Here is a 17,936-nt window from a genome sequence, read left to right on the forward strand (position 1 = left end):
ACGGTCAGTATGGTCGAACATGGCCTTAGCTTTTTAAATTTTGTTCTTCCTGTCTTCAAATTTACATAAATTTATTGGTTTATGATGTCTGTAAAGCCAATAAGGCTGTTCTGTTTAGACTTATAGACTTAGCGAACCTCATTTGTTTTATTTCCAAATTTTGAAATCGAATTTTCCCGAGATACCGATCTGTGTATCCTTGATGCAGATTGCTGCCAAAATCTTCGGTATATCTCCGATTTTTTCAATGCAAGGTTCTATATCGGCTGTCGTTTGAATTTGATTGGCAAACGCTGTGGCATAGGTGTCAGCCAAAGCGCAATCCTGACAAACGATCATGACGGCATCCGCTTGACCAAAACTTAGGGAAGGCCCTACCGTTCCCGATGAAGTACAAATTCCCAAGGGAGAACGGTCGGCACGAATCGTGAATCCTACTTTCTCGGATAGCGGAGAAGATCCTGCGAATACGGCGATATCGATATCCTCGTGAATATCTGCATAGATATCGCCGCCGTTTTCGATGATGATTTCCCGGATGGGAAAAGCCGTCTTCAGTTCTGCTGCAATTTGTCCGGCAACGGCTCCTGCAACGGCACTCATCGGGCCGATCCCTGAAACGTCGGAAACCTCCGCCATCTTTCGGATAATGGCGGGAGCTTCGGTTCTGGGCGTGTAAGGGATCAAAGCTTTTCGGTACTCGGGATCTTGGTTTAGATAAGTATCCATCTCTTGTCGCAATCGTATGACACGGGAGAGGGCGTAGGCTCGTATCTCCTCCCGGTAGGAAGCCTTATCGATGCCGATCCATAAATCGGTTTCCTTATGGACGATCGTGAACGTACACCAACGCTCTTGTCTCAGATGTTGTCGGTAGGTACGATTCGTGTATTCCCTGTTGTTCATGGTCATTGGATTTCGGAAAATTCAATTTTAAAGAGCTTCAAAGGACAAGCCTTCAGACATAGTTTACAGGCAATGCACTTTTCAGGATTAAATCGGAGTTTCCAGTCCGGAGCTCCGATTGTCAACGCGTGAGAGAAACAGGCGGAAACACAATTTCCGCAGTTCAAACAACGATTTTCGTCGTGTGAAACTTTGCTGGAAACCGGGTTTACCGTGACCCCGTTTTGGTTCAAATAGGCGATGGCCTGATCGATTTTTAATGTGTCGGCATCGAATTCAGCCAACAAGATTCCCGTTTTCCCGGGGTGGATTTCAGCTTTCAATAGGTTGATTTTTATATCATAGATGCGAATAAGATCGTATACCAACGGTCTGTCTGTGGCATCAACCGGAAACGATAGTATTAATTTTTGGGCCATAATTTGTTTTTTTGTCTGTTCATACTTGCTATTCTTGTTCTTTCAGGCTTTTTAATGAAGTGCCGACAGGCATCGGACGAACCGGTTCTGTCAATAGAAAATCGCCTTTTCGAATCCATTCTTTTAGTATGTTAGCGATCTCAATAGCCTTGGAGAGACTCGAGACGGGGGCTGTTCGAATTTTCTGTCCATCGATTTCGATCTCTCCGGATTGTAAGGCTGCATAATTCGTTTTTCCCAGTATTTTATTACCGTTTCCATAATCAACGATAGTGGTTTCGATTTGTTCGTTTCGGATGGAAACCCGCCGGGCCATATCTTCGTCCAAAATCGGTATGGGAATGCCGATTCCCACGAAAAGGCTTACCCCGTATTTCTCGTAATAAACACCTCGTAGAAATTCGGTACTCATGTTTTTCAGGTCTCCGATAACGGCTAAGGTTCGAGCGTTACTTGTCGGTATTCCGTAATCATTCACTTCTTTCGTGGAATGAAATTGTGTACCATTCCAGGCAACATAGCCTTCTGTTCCGCAAAGAAAAATACGGGTTCCCAAGCCGATGGTACGACATTCCGGATCGTTTATCAGGGGAGAGAGCTCTCCGGCCGTACTATAGGCTGCATTACGTAACTTGGGTAGTAACGTACCCATATAGGTATATTTGATTTGATCCGTTGAGTTTGTGGCTACATTATAATTTTGATAAGCATTTCTCGGGTTATAGAGATATGCTTCGTTAACGGTGTCCTTTGTTACCTTGGTTTTGATGTGTTTTCGAGGGTAACAATCCGTACCTTTTCCCCACGCTTCCAATGTAATTTCTTTTCCGGCAATAAGATCTTCTATCAGATGTGCTCCTCCGTAAGTAGGATTCTCCGGATTGCAATCTGTTGCCCCGATATAGGTATCTACCGCGGCCAGTCCTCCGCAGACCCGTATGCCGTTCAGTTCTATTTTTTCCATACGAATGGGAGGATCGGCGTGTCCGAAATTCAGGAATGCGCCGGAAGAACACATCGCACCGAATGTTGCCGTGGTTACTACATCTACTCGTTCCGCAATTTCTTTAGGCGAACAGGTTTTTGCCAATTCTGAAACTTCTTTTGCAGTCAGTACAACGGCAGTTCCGTTTTTGATTTTTTCGTTTATTTCCGTATATGTTTTTGTCATGATGGATTCTTTTATGAATTGTTAGAATGAAACAAAGATTTCCGGGTAAATGCCTTGCAATTACCATGATTACAGGTGGTAACGAATAGTTTGCGGTAGGGAATCCTAACGGGAAGTTGTCGTTTAACTTCCTGTTGAAAAACTTTTCAATACTACCTTGAAATCAAAAATCAAAAAAAAGTCTGGGGTAAAAGAATATTAGCGCATGCAGCGCATACGCATAGACATGACGAAAAGAGGAGAGAAGGAACTTTTACTGTTAGGAGCGATTCCGTTTCGATACTGATTTTTCTTTTCTGCTTTCATGTTTTTGGTTTTAAATTATAACTCCTGCTTTCAGGTCGGGTTTTGGCACCTTTCGAATTTTCGCAGGTTGCCGGAGTTTCTATGAGCCCGTTCTCTCTACTCCTCTTTATAATTCAAATAATCTTTTGAAGATTGAATTGATGTGACAAAGGAAAAGATAAAAAAAGAATAAAGCAAATCTTTTCGTGGTTTTTAATGGAAGGAATTAAATGATTCTGTGATTTAGAGATTCTGTGATTTAGAGATTCAGCGATTTAGAGATTCTGTGATTGGGTGATTAGTAAAATGAACGTAGAATTTTTAATGATGTTTTTTTATTAGAAAACACACTGCCTGTTATTATTTCAGGCAGTGTGTTCTTTTTCTTTTTCATTATATGATTTTGAAACCGAGAGTCAGATTAACCGTACTCGGAGCTTTTACTCCGTCACCGAATTTTTTTAAACCGAATTCGTAATCCACATCGAAGGTCACTTTCCATACATCGACTCCGGCTCCGACCTTTCCGTTCCACATCATCTTATCGGTATCGAAATAATCTTTAGAAAGTCCTTTAATCTTCACGTCTTTGGTTATGAATGAAGCGACCGGACCTACAAATCCACGTAACTTCACGACGGGCAACTTTAGAAGATAATAACCGACCATGACAGGAATATCTATGGATGAGTATTTTAAATTCCGTTTCTCATTCGTTGCCTTGTCCTTTGCCTGCGTTTCCTTGTGTGCAAAATTTAAAGCCGGTTCCAAGTAGATTTTTCCGAAATTGACTCTTACAAAGGCTCCAAACATATAGCCACCATGAGATTCAACTTTTAAGTCTTTTACTTTAATTTTCGTGTCGTTCCAACCTCCATGAATTCCGATACTGATAGGAAGCGATTGTGCCATTGTCACTACACTGAAGAGACAAAATAAAGATAATACTACCAATTTTTTCATATTGCATTTCATTTTAGTTCCGGTGTAAAAATATGAATAATTTTTAATTTTTAAATCTGTTTACGTTTAAATTCAGATAGAATAATACCGGTGGCAACACCTACGTTTAGGGATTCTGTCGAATAAGTGCCATCAGCAAAACTGGGTATGGTCAATTTCCGGCTTACGAATTGTTCTATTTCGGGGGATATGCCTTTACCTTCGTTTCCCATCACGATAAACCCTCGCTCTTCCAAATGGGAGTGGTAGATGTTTTCACCGTTGAGGAAAGTACCGTAACATTTGAAATCATCTTTCACGAACTGAGGGATAAAGGAAAGCAAATCCACGTAATAAACGTTTACGCGAAAAATAGCTCCCATACTGGCTTGAACGCATTTGGGATTAAAAATGTTTGCACAATCGTAATCGCAAAATACGGAATGGATGCCGAACCAGTCACATACCCTTAGGATGGTTCCCATGTTACCCGGATCTTGTATACCGTTTAATATCAGAGAAAGTGTGTTGCTGATTTTTTCCGGTTGATACGTTTTATCGGGAATTTCAGCCAAAGCAATCACTTCCGGTAAAGATTTGAAATTGGATAGAGGCTTCATTTCAATCTCGTTTACTTCTATAGTCCGGCATTGTCTTGGGATTCGGGGATGACGATCTATCCATTCCGGATAAGCGACAATGGTATCGATTTTCAGATCGGACAAAAGTAATTCACCTACTAATTTTTCACCTTCTATTTTAAAGAGATTATATTTATCCCTGAATTTCTTTTTTTCGAGGTTTTGGATTACATTTGTTAGATGTTTGCTAAGCATATTTTAGGCTTGCTGGTTAATAAAATACAAACATAATATTTTTTTGAGATTTGAGCATGGGTGCGGTGTGTAAGATAGGTATTATTTTGTCTATATTTTGTTTTTTCTATTCTTGTTCTCCGACCAAGTATGTGGGAAAAGATGAGTATTTGTTGGATCGGGTACGGGTAAAAGTGAGCGGTCACCGGGCGAACAGGAGTGATATTAAGCGGAATATACGTCAGAAACCGAACACCCGTATATTAGGGGCAAGTCGTTTCCATTTGGGGTTATATAATTTAAGCGGACGAAACGAGAAGAGATGGCTTAACAGGTTATTGCGTCGTATAGGAGAAGCTCCCGTAATTTATAATCCTTTTTTGACGACCAGAAGTAACGAACAAATTAGTTTATATCTCCGTAATAAAGGTTTTTACAAAAATCAGGTGAAAGATACCGTGTACTATAAAAAGAAAAAAGCCATTGTAGAGTATCGGATAAACACGGGTCCGCAGACGAAAATAGACGATGTCTCTTTTTTGCAAAAAGAGGAAAGGAACAATAAGGAACTGACAGGGGAGAGCAATCTGGTGGAAATGTATTATCAGGATACGCTGAAAACCTTATTGCATAAAGAGATGCCTTTGGATATGGATGTGCTGGATAATGAAAGGGAGCGAATAACGCGTATGTTGCGGGAAAAGGGATATTTCAATTTCTCCAAAAATTTTATTCAGTTTTTTGCCGATACCTCTTCGGTCAGTCGGGCCGAGACTGCAAAATTGTTTGTCCATATCATTCAAACGGTTGCGGATAGTGCTGCCTTTCAACGTTATTTCCTGAGAGATATTCATTTGGATTTCGATTACGATCCTTTGTTGAACGTGGGTGGGAGAGACTCCTCTGTCAGGCATATGGAATACGACGGATACAAAATTACCTACCGGGATCGGCTGAAGATAAAACCTAAGGTCATTACGGAGACCATTCAGATGGAACGCATGGAATTGTATAATGTGCAACGGGTGTTGGAGACTTATTCCCGCTTGCAAGCGTTGAACTTATTCAAATTTATTAATATAGATTTCAAGGAGGTCGAGACGGACGACGAGGTAAAAACCTTGGATTGTTATATTCAATTGTCACCGGTCAAACGGCAATCCTATAATGTTTTTTTGGAGGGTACCAATAGTTCCGGTAATTTGGGTATCGGGGGAAATTTCACCTATAATCATCGTAATCTTTTCAAAGCAGGAGAAAATTTTTCCGTAAGCGTATGGGGAACATTGAAAAAGGAACAAATTGACGAAAAAGGAAAGATTTTTAATACGAAGGAGATCGGGGCGGAGATCAAGTTCGTTACTCCCCAGTTTTGGATGCCTTTTTTCAAAATGAAGGATTTCAGGCGTAATTTTGCCCCGAAAACTTCTATCTCTTTTTCATACGGATATGAATATACGCCTTATTATACCCGTTCCGTCGTGAATGCCCGTTTTGGTTATCTCTGGAGGCTTTCCAATAAAAGATGGAGGTATAATTTCGATTTAATCGATTTGAATTACGTGTTAATGAAGAATGTAAACCGGAGTTTTGTCGATAGTTTGAAAAACGAATACATTAAAAATACGTATACCGACCATATGATTTTTTCAGCTGTTTTTTCAGCGACCTACACGGATCAGATCGTTAATTCAAAGGAGATGAGTTACAATTATTTCCGGGCTAATTTAGAGTCTTCGGGTAATTTGTTATGGGGTATCGACCGATTGTTCGGGGAGAGGAGAAAGGGAGAGAATCTGGATGATAAATATTACAAATGGCTGGGTGTACGTTATGCCCAATTTGTAAAGGCGGATGCCGAATACCGTTACCACTGGTATATTAATCGGGCCAACTCGATCGTTACACGGTTGTTTATAGGTTGTGGCTATCCGTACGGAAATATGAAGGTATTGCCTTTCGAAGAGTCCTATTATTGCGGGGGGGCAAGTGATATCCGGGCGTGGCAAACCCGGACGTTAGGACCGGGCTCTTACGATTTAGGGAATAAATATCCCAACAGCGTGGGAGATTTTAAGTTGGAGGCCAATATAGAGTATCGTTTTAAGTTAATTTGGTTGTTGGAAGGGGCATTGTTTGTGGATGCGGGCAATATCTGGAATATAAATCCTAAAGAAGACAGGCCAGGGGCGCAATTGAACACGGAATTTTTTAATCAGGTTGCCATCGGCACGGGTGCGGGGTTGAGGATCAATGCCAATTTTTTCCTCTTGCGTTTTGATTTGGGTATTAAAGTGAAAGACCCGGCGTTGCCTGCCGGGAATCGTTTTGTGATGTTTAATTCGAAAGGAGGGTTCAGGCGTTCCGTGTTTAATATCGCTATCGGTTATCCTTTCTGATGGAAAGTGTAGATTATTAATTGAAATATAAAAGGTAATGGTTTCTCAAATTGTGGTTTATCTCTCTCTGTTGTTTCAGGTCGTGGCTATGGGTTTTGCCATTAGTTTGTTCAAACGGACTAAATTCAATGCAGCCTGGATTCTTATTTCTACCGGTTTTTTTCTGATGACGATTTATCGGGTGATCGAATTGTTCCCTTCCATGAGACGAGGCGAATACGAGGAGCTTTATTTGACGAAAGTATGGTTGTCGTTTATAATCTCTTTAGCCTTTGCTATCGGTGTATTTTATATCCGTAAGGTTTTTCAGTTTTTACGTCGTTTGGACGAGATCCGGGACGAATCAGAAAAGCGGGTGGTTTCGGCGATCATTCGTACGGAAGAACAGGAGAGACAACGCTTTGCCAAGGAGTTGCATGATGGATTGGGACCTTTATTGAGTGTCATTAAAATGTTGTTATCCGGGTTTAATACCCAGAATAAGGAAGAGGTAAACGAACGGATAAAAAATAACCTGAAGCAGGCAGTTGACGAGGCAATCGTGAGTGTTCGGGAGATATCGGCCAATATCAGTCCTCACATATTGAATAATTTCGGATTGAAGGATGCAACGGACTCTTTTATTCGTAAATTGCGTCCTGCAGAAGGAATCGATATTCAATTTAAGACCAATATTGCCGGAAGACGATTTACCTATAACGTGGAAGTGATCATGTATCGGGTGATTTGTGAATTGATAAATAACACGTTACGTCATGCGGAAGCTACTAAGGTTCGAATCGATCTTCGATATAGAAATGATATGCTTTATTTGGAATACGAGGATAATGGCTTGGGATTTGATATGCAACAGATCGAGAATGAAGGAGGAATGGGGTTAAGCAATATGCGTTATCGCTTGAATTCGGGAAATGGAGATATAGAGATATTCAGCTGTCAGGGAAAAGGGATGAAAGCTACTGCTTTTATTAAATGTAATGTGTAAGACTATGGATAAATTAAGAATATATTTGGTCGACGATCATAAATTATTTCGGGAAGGGTTGAAATTATTGCTTTCCAATCAGGATTTCGTACATCATATTTATGAAGCCTCTAACGGTAGGGAATTTATAGAAAACTTGTCGTTTGTGGATTGCGACGTGGTATTGATGGATATTGAAATGCCGGAGATGAATGGGATCGAAGCTACGATTCAAGCCATGAAAATGAAGCCGGAGCTGAAAATTATTGTACTTTCCATGTACGGAGACGAGCAATATTACTATAAAATGATTGATGCCGGAGCTAAGGGGTTTATGCTTAAAAATTCCGGTATCGATAAGGTCGTAACCGCTATCCAAAAGGTTTCCGAAGGGGAGAGTTTCTTTTCCGAGGAACTTCTTGTGAATATTCTGAATAATATGCGTGATAATAAAGCGGACAGTCACGACGTGGTTGATAATGACATATCCGAACGGGAATTGGAAATTCTTTACCAGGTATGTCGAGGATTATCTAATCAGGAGATTGCAGACAAGCTGTTTATCAGTAAACGAACGGTGGATAAGCATCGGGCTAATTTATTGAGTAAAACGGGATGTCGGAATACCGCGGCTTTAGTCATGTACGCGATTAAAAATAAATTGATTCAGGTGTGAATATACAGGATAACGGTTCTTTAAATGGCGATTATAATGAATGGAATGATATTTGCGGCAGGCTTGGGAACTCGTTTGCGACCTTTGACTAATGATCGGCCTAAAGCGTTGGTGGAGATTAACGGAAGGACTCTATTGGAACGGGTTATCGGGAAAATGAGGTCGGCAGGAGTGGAGCGTTTGGTCATTAATATTCATCATTATGCGGATCAGATTGAAACTTATCTGAGGATACATAATTGTTTTGACATGGATATCCGCTTGTCGGACGAGCGGGAGTTATTGTTAGATACGGGAGGAGGGGTTAGGAAAGCCCGTGAACTGTTTATTCCGGAAAAAGCGGTATTGATTCATAATGTGGATATCCAGACGGATGTGGATCTTTTGGAATTGATCGCTCAACATGAAGACCGGAAAGCGTATGCGTCTTTAGTGGTACAAAAAAGTGAAGCCGACCGGGTGTTGAAATTCAATCGGGAAGGAATACTCAAAGGATGGGAAAACAAGAAAACCGGAGAACAAAAGATTGTTGACGATGATTTCTATTGTTCCCAAGAGTATAATTATTGCGGTATACAAATATTAAGTCCGGAGTATTTGGATCGTATGATTCATACGGGCGTATTTTCTATTATAGACGAACATCTGGAACAAGCGAGATCATATTCGCTCCAAATGTTTTTATACGAGGGGCGATGTTTGGATCTGGGAACGCCCGAGGCTATCCGGCAGGCTTCTTTGTCAGAGCTTTCCGCTTCCCGGAATTAACTTGATCTTATTGGTATCTTCGAAGAATTTGAAATACATGTAAAGCTTGTAATTGAAATCGAAGCCGTAATCAATCCTCATACTGTAATCGATGTAACTATTCACGCGAGGATCTCCGCTTGCGTACCTGCGATTCCATTCCTGGGCGTAACGATAATTGGTGAATTGATAGTATTCGTTGCTGTACTGATTTACGATGCTTTTATGGGTGGCCATCCAATAATCGAAACCGGGGTCGAATACAATAAGTTCGTAACGTGTAGAATCTTTGATTCCGAGACGTCCCGTTTTATTCGTCATATGCTGTCGTGATGCACAAGAGAAAAAGAGTACTGTTAATACAAGAATACCTAACGTTTTCATCGGATAAAGATTTAATTTATAAATTATGATCTCCTAAGTTACGAATTTTATGTAATATAACCATAAAAAAGGGGAACAAAATATTTTGTTCCCCTTTTTTTCCTGTTCCGATAGAATTATTTGACCGCGATGGTTTCAATTTCAACCATGGCTCCCATCGGAAGGGCTTTTACGGCAAATGCGGCTCGTGCGGGACAATCTGTCTTGTAATATTTAGCGTATATTTCATTCATATCCGCAAAATAGGACATATCTCCTAATAAACAAGTGGATTTGACCACGTTTTCAAAAGTATATCCAGCCTCTTCGAGAATATAGCCGATGTTTTTTAAACATTGTTCTGTTTGTTCCTTAACTCCTCCTTCCACGAACTTTCCCGTGTTTACATCAATGGGAAGTTGCCCGCTGATATAGAGTGTTCCGTTTGCTTCAATAGCCTGACTGTATGGACCGATGGCTTTGGGAGCCTGGGCCGAATTAATTACTTTTTTCATAATGATTATATCCATGTTTATAAATTACTGTAATATACGCGAATATACATAATTTGTTTAAAAGAAAACGAAGCTATCGGAAAACCCTCCGACAGCTTCGTTTTTTAATGATAAAGGAATATCAATAGTTATTCTTTTTCTCTTCAAAATAGGCTTGTGGATGGGCACAGGCGGGACAAGCCTTGGGAGCTGTTTTGCCTTTGTGGACATAACCGCAGTTCCGGCATTGCCATAAGATCTCTTCCTCTCTTTCAAATACTTTTCCGGCTTCAACCCTTTCCAATAGTTTCCGGTAACGGGTTTCGTGTTCGGCTTCTACAGCAGCGATATTACGGAAAACAGCGGCGATAGCGTTGAATCCTTCCTCTTCGGCTACTTTTGCGAATTCAGGATACAACTCGGCCCACTCTTCGTTTTCCCCTTCTGCGGCAGCTTTCAGATTTTCTGCTGTCGTTCCGATTTTTCCGGCGGGATAGGAGGCTGTGATTTCAAGCATTCCGCCCTCTAAAAATTTGAAGAAACGTTTCGCGTGTTCTTTTTCCTGCTCGGCTGTCTCTGTAAATACGGCAGCAATCTGTTCAAAACCCTCTTTTTTAGCTACACTTGCGAAAAAGGTATAGCGATTTCTCGCCTGTGATTCTCCTGCAAATGATTTCAATAGGTTTTGTTCTGTTTTAGTTCCTTTAATACTCATAAATTTTTTGTTTTGGTGTTTTTGATTCTATTTTGATGATACAATTGTACAATAAAATACAATGAAAAACAAATCTTTATTTTTTATAAATGAATAAATAAAATCTATAAACATGAAACTCTTTTCGGAGGCAAAAGCAATGTCCCGAAAGGTACGCACTCTCCGCGTATCTGAATAATATCGGATATATTCGTCAACTGTTTTTTTGCATGGAATAGTTTTCTATACCCAAACTCTCATAGGTTTTCTTGAGCTCCTCGTCATTGTCCGTGATCACGAGGAGTTTATCTCCTTCGTGGAGCTTTGTTTTGCCTTTGGGAACGCAGAAAGATCCCTCTACCCGTTTGACCATCACGATTAACGTATTATCAGGTAAGACAAGGTCCATGAGGAGTTCTCCTTTGGCAAGCATCGAAGGGGTGACTTCGATTTCAGACATGGCCGTTTTGATATCTTCGGGAAGTTCCAGATTGAATGCCGCTTGCTCCGGCTCGGGAGTCGATAATCCTAAGAATTTTGCCATATAGCTGACGGTAGTTCCTTGAATAACTAAAGAGAGGATGGTGATAAAGAACACGACATTGAATATTAAAGAGGCGTGTTGAATATTAGCGATTAGCGGATAGGTCGCGAAAATGATGGGAACGGCCCCTCTTAGACCGACCCATGAAACGTATACCCTGGACTTGGTGCTCATCTTCCGGAAAGGAAGCAGGCAAAGGAATACCGTTAAAGGGCGAGCCATGATAATCATGAAAATACCGACCAATATACCTAATCCGGCTATCGGTATCAAATCGGCGGGATTTACCAGTAGACCCAACGTGAGGAACATTACGATCTGGAAAAGCCAGGTAAAACCGTCAAAAAAGGTCATTAAACTCTTTTTGTGTACCATCTTGTGATTTCCGACCATTAATCCGGCAATGTATACGGCTAAATAACCGTTTCCCTTTAATAAATCTGTAAATGAGAATATAAAAAATACAAATGCTAACAGCAATACGGAATATAACGACTGGTTGATATTGATCTTATTGATCGTGAAACGAGCTAAATGCCCTAATAGATAACCGGAAACGGCACCGATGCTCATTTGCATAATAAATTGCAAGACCGTACCGCTTATACTGGATTCCCCGGATTGAATGACCTGTATCAACAATATCGTAAGCATGTAGGCCATGGGGTCGTTACTACCACTTTCCAACTCTAAAAGGGGGCGAAGATTCTCTTTTAGTCCTTGCCGTTTGGATCTTAGAATCGAGAAAACGGATGCCGAATCGGTAGAGGACATGACTGCGGCCAATAAAAGAGATTCGGTAAATGTCAGAGAGATAAAGTCGTTCGTAAGTCCTGTAATCTGGTATATAAAATAACCTGTTATAAGTGCAGTTATCATCACTCCAAAAGTGGCCAACACTATGCCTTGTCCTACCACGGGTTTTATTTCGGACATTTTGGTGTCCATACCACCCGAAAATAGAATGATACTTAAGGCGATAACTCCGATAAATTGAGCGATTTCCGGGTTGTTGAACTGGATACCGAGTCCATCATTACCGAATAACATTCCGACTCCTAAGAAAAGTAACAGTGCAGGTACTCCGAACTTGAATCCGGCTTTCCCGGCGATTATACTTGTAAATAATAAAATGGATCCGATAAGTAAGATATTTCCTGCATTGAGAATCATAAGGTAGTATTTTTAAGGATTAGTGATCGAGTTCGGGTTATCTTTGCGTTTCGAGAAATTTTTCTTTTTTACGAAAGAAGGTTTCTGGGATTTACGGTTGAATTGTTTTTTAGGTTTGCCTTCAAACGCCTGCGGGTTGTAGGTAGGTGCTTCACCCAATTCGGAGGGGAGCGGAATCTTGTATACTTCTTCTTCTATGAATTCTTCGATTCGGTGGAATTTGCCCTGCTCTGAATCGGAGACAAAAGTAATGGCCACACCATCTGCACTGGCTCTTGCCGTACGGCCTATTCGATGAATATAATCCTCCGGATCGTGGGGTACATCGAAATTGATGACCAGACCGATTTCATCGATATCGATACCCCTGGCGACGATATCGGTGGCAACCAGCACGTCTGTTTTACCGTTTTTAAAGTTCAACATAACCGATTCCCTTTCGGGCTGTTCTAAATCCGAATGCATGGCCGCCACGTTAAATCGTTTGCGTTTAAGGGTATATGCCAAGTCTTTTACTTTTTGTTTGGAAGAGGCGAAGATGATTGTTTTGTTTTTCGTGGGTTTATTGAATAACTCTTCGATAATCCCCATTTTTTGTCCTTCGTGACAAATATAGGCAGCCTGTATGATGGCTTCGTTCGGTTTTGAAATGGCAACATTGATCTCTTCCGGATTCCGTAATACCTTTTGTGCCAATTGTCTGATCTTCGGTGGCATGGTCGCTGAAAACAAGACTGTTTGCCTTTCTTTGGGAAGCTTTTCGACGATTTGCATGATATCGTCAAAAAATCCCATATCCAACATCCGGTCGGCCTCGTCCAACACGAAATATTCCACTTTGGAGAGGTCGATATCACTATGTTGAATATGTGAGATTAAGCGCCCGGGAGTCGCAATGGCTATGTCTGCTCCTAACCGGAGTCCTTTCTTTTGTTGTTCCCACAAGGCTCCGTCGCCTCCGCCGTAGACGACCACCGTGGATACGGGTAGAAAATAGGAAAATCCTTCGAATTGAATGTCGATTTGTTGTGCCAACTCTCTCGTCGGAGCCATAATGAGTGCTTTCACTACATCTTCGGGGTGGTCTTTTTCGGCCAACCGATTCAATATCGGTAGAATATAAGCCGCTGTTTTTCCGGTTCCGGTTTGTGCACAGGCAATCAGATCTTTCCCTTCCAGTATGACGGGTATGGTTAATTCTTGTATAGGCGTTGTCTCTTGAAAATTCATTGCATCAAGTCCCTCTAATACAGGGGATGCCAGTTCGAGCTCATCAAATCTCATCTTCCAATAGTTTCTTTTGTTTTTATATGCTTTCTTGCATTAAATTAAGTGCTAACCGATAATTGGTTAATAGTTAATATTAAACACCTTAAATTTCTAAGCAAAGTTAATAAAAAAATTATTTTTTTGATTATTTATTAATGTAATATCATTGCCATTCACTCGTAGAATCTTTTAATTCCGGAATACTCTTTGATTTGAACGCGGGGCTATGTATGCCGGATTTCTTTTGCTGGTGATAATCCTTTAAAGCTTTAAGGGCTATTTTGCCGAGTAACACGATTGCAATCAGGTTAATAATTGTCATGACAGCCATCGCCAAATCCGCCAAATTCCAGACCAGATCCAAAGCGGCCCAAGAACCGAAGAGTATCATGAGTCCGACGGCTACCCGGTACAATTGCAGGTAGATCCGTTTGGGAGAGATAAATATCATGTTCGTTTCACAGTAGGAGTAATTACCGACAATGGAGCTGAAGGCGAATAGTAGAATACTGATGGCGATAAATTGTCCCCCCGCGGGACCTATTTGATGGGAGAGGGCCATTTGTGTCAATTGAATTCCCTTGGTCGTACCGTCCAAGGGAATGTCCGAGAGGAGGATGATGAAAGCCGTACAACTGCAGATAATGATGGTATCCGTGAATACGCTTAAGGATTGAATTAATCCTTGTTTGACCGGATGGGAGACATCGGCGGTGGCTGCGGCGTTCGGGGCGGAACCCATACCGGCCTCATTGGAAAACAGACCGCGTCGGATTCCCTGCATGATCACGACTCCTAAACCTCCTCCGGCGAATTGTTCGAAACCGAAAGCATCGGCGAATATGGTGGTAATAAGATGAGGTATACTCCCGGCGTTCATGAATAGGATAAAAAGCGCAACCAATATGTAAGCAATGGCCATTAGGGGAACAAGTATACCCGATATGACGGCAATCCGGTGGATTCCTCCGAAAATGACTAATAGAGTGAATATCGTTAATAAAATGCCTAACCAGGTACGGTCTATACCAAAAACCTCGTGAAAGGCAAGTGTAACCGTGTTGGCTTGTACGGAATTAAATACAAGTCCGAATGTGATGGAGATAATAACGGCAAATAAAATACCCATACCCCTTTTTTTCAATCCTTTCTCCATGTAGAAGGCGGGTCCCCCGATGAAGGTACGTTCTCCTTTGGTTTTGTATATCTGGGCTAATGTCGATTCTATAAATGCCGAGGCAGAGCCGATAAGGGCTATCAGCCACATCCAAAAGACAGCTCCCGGACCCCCTAAGGCTAAAGCCGTTGCGACGCCGGCTAAATTTCCGGTTCCGACCCGGGATGCGGTGGCGATGCAGAATGCTTGAAATGAAGATACCGAATTTTTACTTTTTCCGCTTGTTATGCCTTCTCCCAAGAGTCGAAACATCTCCCGGAAATTCCGGAACTGCACGAACCGACTGAGAAATGTGAAATAAAGCCCGATGGCGATTAAGGGAACGATCAAAAAATAGGTCCAAATAAAATCGTTCGAAAAGATAATCCAATTGTTAAGTTTATCCATAATCATTATTTTTCTTACGGATATACGTAAACAAGTGTAGATCGGTTGTAAAGTAGTCTTATTTTTATGGATTATCCATTCCCGTACGGGTTCATTCCAAAAAGAGGTCGTACAACTCTTGCAAACGGGAAGATGCTTCCGATCCGAAAGCCTCTATCTCCTTGCTGATTTGTTGAACGGATTTTTCCCGGGTTAAGTCTTTACTTTTAGAAAAGAATTTGTCCGCTAAACATATTAATTTTTCTTCTTTACTTAAAGGGAGCATCTCCCTTTCCGGAAGCGGAAGATGTCGTTCCCGAATCATTTTCGAGCTTATTCCGGATCCGGTGTGGCGTTCGCACACTAAAGCGTGCCGGGGAAATCCTTCCTGGCGTAGCAATTCGGCTCCTAAATAACCGTGGCATATGTAAGGTTTATCACCGTGGCAACCGATCTCCGGAGCATATGTGAGAAAGATGCCGATATCATGCAGCAGGGAAGCCTCTTTAATAAATGACGTATCCAACTCCATTTCTGGGTGGAATCCGGCGAGTTCCAAGGCTTTTTCCATAACGGCTTTACTGTGAGAGTACAAAATAGAGTAAGCCTTGGAATTCGGATCGTAATATTTATGAAGTAATTCGATGGGATTCATGATCTGCTTTTTGTTTTGACAAAAATATAAAATCCATCGATAATTATTACAGATTATTTATCGTATCTGCTTTTGACGGTATTCCAATCTATAATGGTCCAGATTTTTTCGATATGGTCTGCCCGTTTGTTTTGGTAATCGAGATAGTAGGCGTGTTCCCATACGTCGATGCCTAATAGTGGCGTATACCCTTTGGTAATCGGATTTCCGGCATTGTTTTCCTGAAGAATGAGCAGTTTCCCGTTTTTGTCTTTGGCTAACCAAACCCAGCCGGAACCGAATAAGGATGTTGCTGCCGTTGAAAATGCCTTTTTAAAATTGTCGAAAGATCCCCACTCTTTTTCGATAGCAATTAAAAGTGCTCCGGAAGGATATAGGGTTGCATGTGGCGAAAAGGTATTGAAATAGATGATGTGATTCAGTGTTTGTGCCGCATTGTTAAAAATAGCTCCGTTTGAGTTTTTGACAATGGTTTCCAGATCGCTGTTTTCAAATGGGGTTCCGATGATTAATTTATTCAGGTTCGTAATATACCCCTTCAAATGTTTTCCGTGGTGAAGGTTCATGGTCTCTTCACTGATGACGGGGGATAGAGCGTTTGCTTTGTAGGGAAGCGGAGGTAGTGTAAAACGTTCTGACGTCTCTTTTTTCTGTGTTTGTGCCTGTATATACGGATTTTCGTTCAGTAATACGGTGAAAATCAGAAAAAGAGCAAAGCGGTAATAATGTGTAGCTTTCATTTTGTAAACTTTTGGTTATGGATTAAATATTATTCTCTTTTGTTTACGGATGAGCCGCGGAATTGGTTGCCGGAGTAAGAATATCTCTATCGATTGAATCGATTTTATAAAATATTGTTAAAGAACTAAACTTTTTAATGAGGTGATTCGTTTCTTATGAACAAAACTAAAAATAGAAGAAATGAAACACGCAAATGTAAAATTACTGTTGGGTCTGGGAATCGGAGCCGCGGTAGGAGCTGCCATAGGATATTATATGGCATCGGATAAGGGTAAATTAAAAGAAGATGTTCGTCATGCGGTAGATGAAGTGAAAGAGGGGGTCAAATCCGCTTATTCAAAAGTCAAAACGAAAGCTGAAAACATCCGGGAAGAGATGACGGACAAGGCTAATGAAGTTTCCCGCAAGGTAGCAGACAAGGTAGAAAACGTGAAGGAAGAGGGAACGGCTAAAAAACAATAGTCATTCATGGAAAAAGCTGCTGAAAAGATATTCGCGAGGTTGAAGGAAGATCTTTTAACTTATGCGGAGTTGAAGCTGGAACTTTTGAAATTACATACCTACGAGAGAGTCTCTAAAGTGATAGCGATTCTTTCGTACGGTATCGTATTGATTTTGCTCGCTTTTTTTACCGTATTGTTTTTATTCTTGGGATTAGGTTTTTATTTGGGAGAACTTTTAAATAGTACGGCGCTTGGATTCATTGTGGTGGCAGGAATATACCTGATTTTTTTTGTGATCATCGCCTTTTTTAAAGAAAGGATTCGAATGAAGGTGGTGAATGAGATATTAATATCAATGATGGCTAAAGACGATAAAGATGAAGATGACGAAGTTGACACCTCTGGAAGAACTGATAGCTGAGAAAAAGGACGTGCGTTCCCGGATTCGGCTTCAGGAAAAGAAATTGGGTGAGGATTTTTCTTATGTTCGACGACATGCTGGAAGTTTGTTCTTGTCCGGGCTTTCCCTGCTGTTTTTTCCTTCTTCATCCGATGATACGAAGAAAAGCGACTCTCCTTTCAATGGTTATTTTTCGGCTTTAAAGTCGGTTATGCCTTTTATTTGGGACGTGACCTTACCGATACTTATCCGTTGGTTTGTAAAAAAAATAGTTTCTCTCTTTCGAAAATGAT

20 protein-coding genes and 1 riboswitch are annotated in these 17,936 nt (G+C 41.1%); of the genes, 7 read left to right on the top strand and 13 right to left on the bottom strand.

Features of this window, described 5'->3' with window-relative positions:
- Positions 1 to 147: 147 nt before the first annotated feature.
- From DMB45_RS01560 to DMB45_RS01580, 5 genes are all read right to left on the bottom strand, one after another.
- Complete coding sequence (locus DMB45_RS01560; RefSeq protein WP_041504072.1) at positions 148 to 906, bottom strand: UPF0280 family protein; 759 nt, start codon at positions 904 to 906, stop codon at positions 148 to 150.
- Positions 907 to 908: 2 nt separating this feature from the next.
- Positions 909 to 1,325 (bottom strand): NIL domain-containing protein, encoded by a 417-nt coding sequence (locus tag DMB45_RS01565; RefSeq protein ID WP_041503800.1) that lies wholly within the window; start codon positions 1,323 to 1,325, stop codon positions 909 to 911.
- Positions 1,326 to 1,353: 28 nt separating this feature from the next.
- Positions 1,354 to 2,496: a homocysteine biosynthesis protein gene (locus DMB45_RS01570; RefSeq protein WP_041503799.1), complete on the bottom strand. Its 1,143-nt coding sequence runs from the start codon at positions 2,494 to 2,496 to the stop codon at positions 1,354 to 1,356.
- Between the two features lie 318 nt (positions 2,497 to 2,814).
- A riboswitch (SAM riboswitch) is annotated at positions 2,815 to 2,917 on the bottom strand.
- 257 nt (positions 2,918 to 3,174) lie between these two features.
- Positions 3,175 to 3,744, bottom strand: coding sequence for a porin family protein (locus DMB45_RS01575; RefSeq protein WP_041504071.1), 570 nt, complete (start codon positions 3,742 to 3,744; stop codon positions 3,175 to 3,177).
- A gap of 50 nt (positions 3,745 to 3,794) precedes the next feature.
- Complete coding sequence (locus DMB45_RS01580; RefSeq protein ID WP_041503798.1) at positions 3,795 to 4,559, bottom strand: RNA methyltransferase; 765 nt, start codon at positions 4,557 to 4,559, stop codon at positions 3,795 to 3,797.
- Between the two features lie 56 nt (positions 4,560 to 4,615).
- Between DMB45_RS01580 and tamL the strand changes: the two genes are divergently transcribed.
- The 4 genes from tamL to DMB45_RS01600 are packed head-to-tail and all read left to right on the top strand — an operon-like array spanning position 4,616 to position 9,345.
- A complete protein-coding gene (tamL, locus tag DMB45_RS01585) occupies positions 4,616 to 6,937 on the top strand; it encodes a translocation and assembly module lipoprotein TamL (protein WP_041503797.1) in 2,322 nt (773 codons plus the stop codon).
- 37 nt (positions 6,938 to 6,974) lie between these two features.
- Entirely contained in the window at positions 6,975 to 7,922 is a 948-nt protein-coding gene (locus tag DMB45_RS01590) for a sensor histidine kinase (protein ID WP_041503796.1), read from the top strand.
- Positions 7,923 to 7,926: 4 nt separating this feature from the next.
- Positions 7,927 to 8,577: a response regulator transcription factor gene (locus DMB45_RS01595; protein WP_041504070.1), complete on the top strand. Its 651-nt coding sequence runs from the start codon at positions 7,927 to 7,929 to the stop codon at positions 8,575 to 8,577.
- Between the two features lie 36 nt (positions 8,578 to 8,613).
- Positions 8,614 to 9,345, top strand: coding sequence for a nucleotidyltransferase family protein (locus DMB45_RS01600; RefSeq protein WP_041503795.1), 732 nt, complete (start codon positions 8,614 to 8,616; stop codon positions 9,343 to 9,345).
- Here the strand turns inward: DMB45_RS01600 and DMB45_RS01605 are convergent.
- The 8 genes from DMB45_RS01605 to DMB45_RS01640 all read right to left on the bottom strand — a co-directional run bounded on the left by DMB45_RS01605 (position 9,319) and on the right by DMB45_RS01640 (position 16,799).
- Positions 9,319 to 9,708 carry a DUF6146 family protein gene (locus DMB45_RS01605; protein WP_052649366.1) on the bottom strand — a complete coding sequence of 130 codons (390 nt, stop codon included), beginning with the start codon at positions 9,706 to 9,708 and terminating at the stop codon, positions 9,319 to 9,321. The genes DMB45_RS01600 and DMB45_RS01605 overlap by 27 nt on opposite strands.
- A gap of 116 nt (positions 9,709 to 9,824) precedes the next feature.
- Entirely contained in the window at positions 9,825 to 10,202 is a 378-nt protein-coding gene (locus DMB45_RS01610) for a RidA family protein (RefSeq protein ID WP_041503794.1), read from the bottom strand.
- Positions 10,203 to 10,323: 121 nt separating this feature from the next.
- Positions 10,324 to 10,896, bottom strand: a complete 573-nt coding sequence (gene rbr, locus DMB45_RS01615) for a rubrerythrin (protein ID WP_041503793.1) — start codon at positions 10,894 to 10,896, stop codon at positions 10,324 to 10,326.
- Between the two features lie 193 nt (positions 10,897 to 11,089).
- Entirely contained in the window at positions 11,090 to 12,592 is a 1,503-nt protein-coding gene (locus tag DMB45_RS01620) for a potassium/proton antiporter (protein ID WP_110688381.1), read from the bottom strand.
- Positions 12,593 to 12,604: 12 nt separating this feature from the next.
- The gene (locus DMB45_RS01625) at positions 12,605 to 13,876 is read right to left on the bottom strand and encodes a DEAD/DEAH box helicase (protein ID WP_041503791.1); all 1,272 of its coding nucleotides are present in this window, start codon (positions 13,874 to 13,876) and stop codon (positions 12,605 to 12,607) included.
- Positions 13,877 to 14,024: 148 nt separating this feature from the next.
- Positions 14,025 to 15,425, bottom strand: coding sequence for an alanine/glycine:cation symporter family protein (locus DMB45_RS01630; RefSeq protein ID WP_041504951.1), 1,401 nt, complete (start codon positions 15,423 to 15,425; stop codon positions 14,025 to 14,027).
- A 91-nt stretch (positions 15,426 to 15,516) separates the two neighbouring features.
- A complete protein-coding gene (locus DMB45_RS01635; RefSeq protein ID WP_041504950.1) occupies positions 15,517 to 16,059 on the bottom strand; it encodes an HDIG domain-containing metalloprotein in 543 nt (180 codons plus the stop codon).
- 53 nt (positions 16,060 to 16,112) lie between these two features.
- On the bottom strand, positions 16,113 to 16,799 hold the full coding sequence (locus DMB45_RS01640) for a superoxide dismutase (RefSeq protein ID WP_082027483.1): 687 nt from the start codon (positions 16,797 to 16,799) through the stop codon (positions 16,113 to 16,115).
- 181 nt (positions 16,800 to 16,980) lie between these two features.
- Between DMB45_RS01640 and DMB45_RS01645 the strand changes: the two genes are divergently transcribed.
- Genes DMB45_RS01645 through DMB45_RS01655 form a run of 3 tightly spaced genes read left to right on the top strand, consistent with a single transcriptional unit; the run spans position 16,981 to position 17,935 of the window.
- Complete coding sequence (locus DMB45_RS01645) at positions 16,981 to 17,262, top strand: YtxH domain-containing protein (protein ID WP_041503788.1); 282 nt, start codon at positions 16,981 to 16,983, stop codon at positions 17,260 to 17,262.
- Positions 17,263 to 17,268: 6 nt separating this feature from the next.
- On the top strand, positions 17,269 to 17,664 hold the full coding sequence (locus DMB45_RS01650) for a phage holin family protein (protein ID WP_041503787.1): 396 nt from the start codon (positions 17,269 to 17,271) through the stop codon (positions 17,662 to 17,664).
- The gene (locus DMB45_RS01655) at positions 17,621 to 17,935 is read left to right on the top strand and encodes a hypothetical protein (protein WP_146216406.1); all 315 of its coding nucleotides are present in this window, start codon (positions 17,621 to 17,623) and stop codon (positions 17,933 to 17,935) included. Before DMB45_RS01650 ends, DMB45_RS01655 begins: the two co-directional genes overlap by 44 nt.
- Position 17,936 lies beyond the last annotated feature (1 nt).

This window comes from Sanguibacteroides justesenii, from assembly GCF_003204205.1.
GTDB lineage: Bacteria > Bacteroidota > Bacteroidia > Bacteroidales > Marinifilaceae > Gabonibacter > Gabonibacter massiliensis.

Excerpts from the sequence above, each read along its gene's own strand:
- DMB45_RS01560 (WP_041504072.1), bottom strand. The coding sequence starts at position 906 with ATGAACAACAGGGAATACACGAATCGTACCTACCGACAACATCTGAGA.
- DMB45_RS01565 (WP_041503800.1), bottom strand. The coding sequence starts at position 1,325 with ATGGCCCAAAAATTAATACTATCGTTTCCGGTTGATGCCACAGACAGA.
- DMB45_RS01570 (WP_041503799.1), bottom strand. The coding sequence starts at position 2,496 with ATGACAAAAACATATACGGAAATAAACGAAAAAATCAAAAACGGAACT.
- DMB45_RS01575 (WP_041504071.1), bottom strand. The coding sequence starts at position 3,744 with ATGAAAAAATTGGTAGTATTATCTTTATTTTGTCTCTTCAGTGTAGTG.
- DMB45_RS01580 (WP_041503798.1), bottom strand. The coding sequence starts at position 4,559 with ATGCTTAGCAAACATCTAACAAATGTAATCCAAAACCTCGAAAAAAAG.
- tamL (WP_041503797.1), top strand. The coding sequence starts at position 4,616 with ATGGGTGCGGTGTGTAAGATAGGTATTATTTTGTCTATATTTTGTTTT.
- DMB45_RS01590 (WP_041503796.1), top strand. The coding sequence starts at position 6,975 with ATGGTTTCTCAAATTGTGGTTTATCTCTCTCTGTTGTTTCAGGTCGTG.
- DMB45_RS01595 (WP_041504070.1), top strand. The coding sequence starts at position 7,927 with ATGGATAAATTAAGAATATATTTGGTCGACGATCATAAATTATTTCGG.
- DMB45_RS01600 (WP_041503795.1), top strand. The coding sequence starts at position 8,614 with ATGAATGGAATGATATTTGCGGCAGGCTTGGGAACTCGTTTGCGACCT.
- DMB45_RS01605 (WP_052649366.1), bottom strand. The coding sequence starts at position 9,708 with ATGAAAACGTTAGGTATTCTTGTATTAACAGTACTCTTTTTCTCTTGT.
- DMB45_RS01610 (WP_041503794.1), bottom strand. The coding sequence starts at position 10,202 with ATGAAAAAAGTAATTAATTCGGCCCAGGCTCCCAAAGCCATCGGTCCA.
- rbr (WP_041503793.1), bottom strand. The coding sequence starts at position 10,896 with ATGAGTATTAAAGGAACTAAAACAGAACAAAACCTATTGAAATCATTT.
- DMB45_RS01620 (WP_110688381.1), bottom strand. The coding sequence starts at position 12,592 with ATGATTCTCAATGCAGGAAATATCTTACTTATCGGATCCATTTTATTA.
- DMB45_RS01625 (WP_041503791.1), bottom strand. The coding sequence starts at position 13,876 with ATGAGATTTGATGAGCTCGAACTGGCATCCCCTGTATTAGAGGGACTT.
- DMB45_RS01630 (WP_041504951.1), bottom strand. The coding sequence starts at position 15,425 with ATGGATAAACTTAACAATTGGATTATCTTTTCGAACGATTTTATTTGG.
- DMB45_RS01635 (WP_041504950.1), bottom strand. The coding sequence starts at position 16,059 with ATGAATCCCATCGAATTACTTCATAAATATTACGATCCGAATTCCAAG.
- DMB45_RS01640 (WP_082027483.1), bottom strand. The coding sequence starts at position 16,799 with ATGAAAGCTACACATTATTACCGCTTTGCTCTTTTTCTGATTTTCACC.
- DMB45_RS01645 (WP_041503788.1), top strand. The coding sequence starts at position 16,981 with ATGAAACACGCAAATGTAAAATTACTGTTGGGTCTGGGAATCGGAGCC.
- DMB45_RS01650 (WP_041503787.1), top strand. The coding sequence starts at position 17,269 with ATGGAAAAAGCTGCTGAAAAGATATTCGCGAGGTTGAAGGAAGATCTT.
- DMB45_RS01655 (WP_146216406.1), top strand. The coding sequence starts at position 17,621 with ATGAAGATGACGAAGTTGACACCTCTGGAAGAACTGATAGCTGAGAAA.